Origin of the sequence: Rhodococcus sp. IC4_135, from assembly GCF_011602025.1 — a bacterium.
Taxonomy (GTDB): Bacteria; Actinomycetota; Actinomycetes; order Mycobacteriales; family Mycobacteriaceae; genus Rhodococcus_F; species Rhodococcus_F baikonurensis.
Genome location: NZ_JAAOLG010000043.1, coordinates 25,346 through 32,289, shown reverse-complemented (window position 1 = coordinate 32,289; position 6,944 = coordinate 25,346). Strand labels below are relative to the sequence as shown.

Here is a 6,944-nt window from a genome sequence, read left to right as displayed (position 1 = left end):
ACCACGACACCTGATTGACCACACTGCGATGACTGACCGCCACACCCTTCGGCCGACCCGTCGAACCCGACGTGAAAATCACATACGCCGTATTCCCCGACCGCAACGGCGCAACACGATCCACATCAGAGACAGGCGCATCCGAAAAACCAGACACATCAACAACATCAACCTCGACCACCGGCACCACACCAGCATCGAAACCAACATCAGACGTACTGACCACACACACCGGCGACGCCGCCGCCAACACAAACCCATTACGCTCCGCCGGCTGATCCGGATCCACCGGAACATACCCACCACCAGCCCTGAGCACACCGTAAACCGCAACCAACAAATCAACCGAACGCCGAACCGCAACACCCACCAACGACTCCGGCCCCACACCCACCGAAACCAAATACCTGGCAAAACGATTCACCCGAGCATCGAACTCCGCATACGACAACGACACACCCTCGAACGAGAGCGCCACCGCACCCGGAGACGCCGCCACCTGCGCATCGAAACCATCGAGCAACAAAGCACCATCAGTCAACTCGTGAACAGTGTCATTCCACCCCTCGAGCACCAACGAACGCTCAACAGAATCCAACATGTCTATGTCACCCAAAACGGCCGACTCATCAGCAACGACGGCACTGAGAATCCGCCCGAACCTGTCTGCGAACCCAGCAACCGTCGACTCGTCGAACAAATCCGTCGCATACGTCAACGACGCCGCCATCCCCGCCGGAGCACCGGACTCGTCGAACTGCTCCACCACCGTCAGCTGCAGATCGAACTTCGCCGCCACCGCCGTGGCATCGACACCCGCAACCCGCAGATCACCCAACTGCAACGCCGACTGCTCCATGTTCTGGAACGCCAACATCACCTGGAACAACGGACTCCGAGCCTGCGACCGCGCCGGATTGAGCACCTCCACCAAACGCTCGAACGGAACATCCGCATGCGCAAACGCCTGAAGATCAGCCTCCCGCACACCTGCGAGCAGATCGACGAAGCTCTCCGAAGAATCCACCTCCGTCCGCAACACCAACGTATTGACGAACATCCCGATCAAATCATCGAGAACCTGCTCACCACGACCCGCCACCGGAGTACCGATCGCAATATCGGACGTACTCGACAACCGCGCCAACAACACCGCCAACGCCGCATGCACCACCATGAACAACGACGAATTCGACTCACGAGCAACATCATTCAAACCAGCATGAACATCCGCACCCACCACGAACGAATGATTCGCCCCACGATTAGACGCCACCACAGGCCGCGAACGATCCGCCGGCAAATCCAACTGATCCGGCAACCCCGCAAGAGCACCCGACCAGAACTCGACCTGCCGCGAAATCAACGACGACGGATCATCCTCGGACCCCAACACCTCGCGCTGCCACAACGCGTAATCCGCATACTGCACCTCGAGCGGCGCCCACCCCGGAACCTCACCCCGAGAACGAGCCTCATACGCCACCATCAGATCTCGCGTCATGGGGCCCATCGACGACCCATCCGCACTGATGTGATGAACGACGAACACCAACACGAACTCCGACTCCGACACCGCGAACAACCGCGCCCGAACCGGAACCTCCACCGCCACATCGAAACCAGCCGACAAAAACTCCGTCACCGCACCAACGACACCGGACTCCGACACCCCAACCGGCGACAAATCCAACCGCACCCGATCCGCCGACAGAATGTCCTGGAACCCGACACCATCAACCTCCGGATACACCGTCCGCAAAATCTCGTGCCGCGCAACAACATCCGAGACAGCAGCCTGCAGAGCCGCCACATCCAACGATCCCGACAACCGAATCGCCACCGGAATATTGTTCGCCGACGACGTCGTATCGAAACGGTTCAAGAACCACATCCGCTGCTGCGCCAACGACAACGGCACCCGCTCCGGACGCACCCGAGCCGTCAACCCCGCCCGCGCACCCGAACCGACCTCCGACTCCACCCGCGCAGCCAACAACTCCACCGACGACGCCTCGAACAACACCCGCACCGGAACCTGCGCATCGAGCGCCTGACCCAACCGAGCCGCCACCCGCGTCGCGATCAGCGAATTACCACCGAGTGCAAAGAAATCGTCATCGAGACCCACACGATCGACACCCAACACCTCAGCGAACACCGACGCAACGATCTCCTCCACCGCCGTCACCGGAGCCCGGAACACCGCAACCTCGAACACCGGCTCCGGCAACAACTTCCGATCCAACTTCCCCGAAGCATTGAGCGGAAACGCATCCAACACCATGATCTGCGACGGCACCATATACGACGGCAACACCGCACCCAACGAATCCACCAGTGCCGCAGTATCAACCACCGCACCCGACGCCGGCACCACATACCCCACCAACTGATCACCGGTCACCGTCGACACCACAGCCACCGACGACACAGACACCGACACATCGGCCACCAACGCCGACTCGATCTCCCCCAACTCGATCCGCTGACCACGGAACTTCACCTGGAAATCGGTACGACCGATGTACTCGAGCTCACCCGACACACCCCACCGCACCAAGTCCCCCGTGCGATACATCCGCGCACCCGCCCCACCGAACGGATTCGCCACGAACCGATCCGCCGACAAATCCGGACGAGAAACATACCCACGAGCCAACTGATCACCCGCAAGATACAACTCACCCGCAACACCCACCGGCACCGGACGCAATCGCGAATCCAACACAAAAACCTGCGAATTCCACTGCGGCACACCAATAGAGACCACACCACCATCGACGGCGCCCGTCACATCCGCGAACGTGATCGACACCGCAGCCTCGGTCGGACCATACAAGTTGTGAACCCGCGCGCCCGACACCACACCGAAATCGCGCACCGTCTGCGCCGGCAACGCCTCACCGATGACGAACACATCACGCAGCGAAACCAACTGGCTGGCAGAGACTTCCCCCGCGAACACCGACAGCATCGTCGGCACGAAGTCCGTCACCGTCACACCCTGATCAGCGATCACCGACGCCAAATACCCCGGATCCCGATGACCGTCATGAGTGGCCACCACCAACCGAGCACCCACCGCCAACGGCAAGAAGAACCCCCACAACGACACATCGAACGTCGTCGCAGTCTTCTGCAGATACACATCCGACCCGGTCAGAACATACCGACCCTGCATCCACGCCATCTGATTGACGATCGCCGCATGCGAAACCGCCACACCCTTCGGCTTCCCCGTCGACCCCGACGTGAAAATTACATACGCAGCATTCGAACCCCGCAGCGGCGCAACACGATCCACATCCAACACCGGCGCATCCGAGAACCCGGACACATCCAACTCGTCGATCAACACCACATCGAATTCACCCGGCAACACCACACCGTCACCAGCAGTGGACAACACACACACCGGTGCCGCGGTCCCGAGAATATGACCATTGCGCTCGACCGGATGATCCGGATCCAGCGGCACATACGCCCCACCCGCAGCAACCACCGCATACATACCCACTACAAGATCAACCGACCGACGCATCGCCAACGCCACCAACGACTCCGGCCCCACACCCACCGAAACCAAATACCGTGCAAGGCGATTCGCCCGAGACCCGAACTCCGCATACGTCAGAGACTGCCCCTCGAACACCACCGCCACCGCATCCGGCGTCGCCGCCACCTGCGCAACAAAACCGTCGAGCAACAAAGCACCAACAGTCAACTCGTGAACAGTGTCATTGACCGCCACCAACACCTGCGAACGCTCGCCCTCACCGAGCAACTCCACATCCCCGACAACCGAATCAGGCTCCGCCACCATCGCTTCCAGAACCCGCACCAACCGCTCCGCAAACGAAACAACCGTCGACTCGTCGAACAAATCCGTCGCATACGTCAACGACATCGGCATCCCCACACCGACGCCGCCCTCCTCCACCGGCGTCACCGTCAACTGCAGATCGAACTTCGCGATCTCCACACCTGCGTCGAAACCGGCAATCGACAGTCCCGGCAACTCCACGACATCCTGCGCCATGTTCTGAAAGAACAACGCAACCTGGAACAACGGATGATGGGCCTGCGACCGCGCCGGATCAAGCACTTCCACCAAACGCTCGAACGGCACGTCCTCGTTGCCGAACGCCCCCAGATCGACCTCACGAACCCGACCCAACAACGCCGAGAAAGACTCCGAAGAATCCACCTCGGTCCGCAACACCAAAGTATTGACGAACATACCGATCAGATCGTCCAGCTCCGGCTCACCCCGCCCTGCGATCGGAGAGCCCACCACAACGTCGTCACTACCGCTCAGCCGCGCCAACAACACCGCCAACGCCGCATGCACCACCATGAACAACGACACATTACGATCAAGCGCCAACTGCTCGAGCGCTCGATGTAACCGCGCGTCTATCGAAAACTGGTAACTCGCACCCTGATTGGATGCCACCAACGGCCGCGGGCGATCCGCCGGCAGCTCGATCCGCTCCGGCAACCCCGCCAACACCGACGTCCAATACCCCAACTGCTCAGACATCAACGACGACGGATCACCCTCGGACCCCAACACCTCACGCTGCCACAACGCGTAATCCGCATACTGCACCGCCAACGGCGCCCACCCCGGAACCTGTCCACCCGCACGCGCCACATACGCCATCGACACATCACGCACCAACGGACCCATCGACACACCGTCAGCAGCGATATGGTGAATCACCAACGCCAACACAAACTCCGACGAACCCGTCTGGAACAAACGAACCCGCAATGGCACCTCGACCGTGACATCGAACCCCTCTGCCACCACTGGCGTCAGCACACCGAGCAAGTCGGCCGCGTCGACAGTTTCGGGCAATACAGTTCCCACGAATTCGTCCACCGGAAGTACTTGTTGGAACCCGATGCCCTCGAATTCCGGGTAGACGGTCCGCAACACCTCATGCCGCGCAACAACATCCGACAGCGCTGCGGACAGTGCCGAAACATCGACGGCACCGGACAACCGCAACACGATCGGAATGTTGTTCACACCAGACACAGAGTCGAATCTCGACAAGAACCACATCCGCGACTGTGCAAGGGAAAGAGGTATCCGCTCCGGACGAGAGCGAGGGGCCAAGGCAATTCGCACACGCCCCGCTGAATCTGACAAAACAGATGCAAGACCGGAGACTGTCGAGTACTCGAAGAGCGTTTTGACCTGAACCCGCACATCGAAAGCCGCACTGAGACGCCCGGCCAATTTCGCAGCAATCAACGAGTTGCCGCCGAGTTCGAAGAAATCGTCCTCAGCGCCGACTCGGTCCACCCCCAAGAGTTCTTCGAACACGCGCGCGACCACGACCTCACCAGCGGAGGATGGCGCTACAAACTCTCGGGCCTCGAATACGGGATCAGGAAGTGCTGCCGAATCCAGCTTTCCTACAGGCGTCAAGGGGATCTCGTCGATGACAACGACAGCCGCCGGAATCATGTGACGGGGAAGATCCGTCTTGACCACTGCCAGGACGTCATCCCCGGACAGCACGGCTCCAACTGCAGGAAGCACATACGAGATGAGAGCCGTTTCACCGCTGGGCAACACTCGCCCGAGAGTTGTCACGAACTCGACCCGGTCGTCGAGTGCGATGACCGCGTCGATTTCAGTCAACTCGATGCGGAAGCCACGGATCTTGACCTGGGAATCGGACCGTCCGACGTATTCGACGCTACGATCGCCGACAGCACTTTCCGTCCACCGCACTACGTCCCCCGTGCGATACATCCGTTCACCCTGCGCCCCAAAAGGATTCGCAATGAAACGATCAGCCGTCATACCCGCCAGATTGTGATATCCGCGCGCAACCTGAGGCCCTGCAAGATACAGCTCACCCGTAGTACCCGTCGGGACAGGCTGCAAACGAGCATCCAACACCAACGACACCGCACCACGAATAGGACCACCGATCGTAACCGGCTCACCCACAACAAGTTCCGTCATGTTCGTGACGATCGTCATCTCGGTCGGACCATACGCGTTGAAGAAATGACGCCCAGGCGCCCACTTCGCAACCAACTCCGGCGGACACGCCTCACCCGCAACAACCACCACAGCAACATCATCGAGCCCCGAAGGATCCACCGAAGCAAGCACCGAAGGAGTAGCCCCGACATGCGTCACACGCTCAGCCTTGATCAACTCGGCCAACTCGGGCCCACCATAAATACTCGACGGGGCAATCACCATGACAGCGCCTGCCCCGATCGCCTCGAGCAACTCGAAAATCGACACATCGAAACTCGGAGTCGTAAAATGCAACACCCGCGAATCGCTGCCCAGCGAAAGCACACGAATCTGCTCCTGCTGCAAAACAGCCAACCCCGAATGCGAAACAACAACACCCTTCGGCCGCCCCGTCGAACCCGACGTATAGATCACATACGCAGCATGCTCAGCCCGCAGCATCCGCACCCGCTCGCCATAAGACACCGGCTCACCCGAGACAGCACCCAACGACTCCACAACATCCAAAGCATCAATCGAAATCCACCCGACCGAATCGGTCAACCCAGCACGCACACCCTCAACAGTCAAACCGACCGACACACCAGAATCGCTGATCATGTAAGCCACACGATCAGCCGGATAATTCGGATCCACCGGCACAAACGCCGCACCCGACTTCGCCACCGCCCACAAAGCCACAACAGACTCAATCGACCGCGGAATCGAAATGGCAACCCGATCCTCCGGCCCCACACCAACACCAATCAACACACGCGCCAAACGAGACGACCACTCATCCAACTCCGCATACGACAGCGAACGACCCTCGAACCGCAAAGCCTCCCGCTCAGGACCCAACTCGACAGCCGCCACCAACAACTGCGGCAACAACAACGCCCTCGAACCTCGACTGCGCGGAGTTCGGCTCCGGGGAGCTCGCACGGAG

General features: G+C 60.2%; 1 protein-coding gene. It reads right to left on the bottom strand.

Going from position 1 to position 6,944, the window contains the following annotated elements:
- The coding region (locus G8767_RS32190) for a non-ribosomal peptide synthetase (RefSeq protein ID WP_240952953.1) at positions 1–6,835 on the bottom strand (6,835 nt) is incomplete at its 3' end.
- Positions 6,836–6,944: the final 109 nt, after the last annotated feature.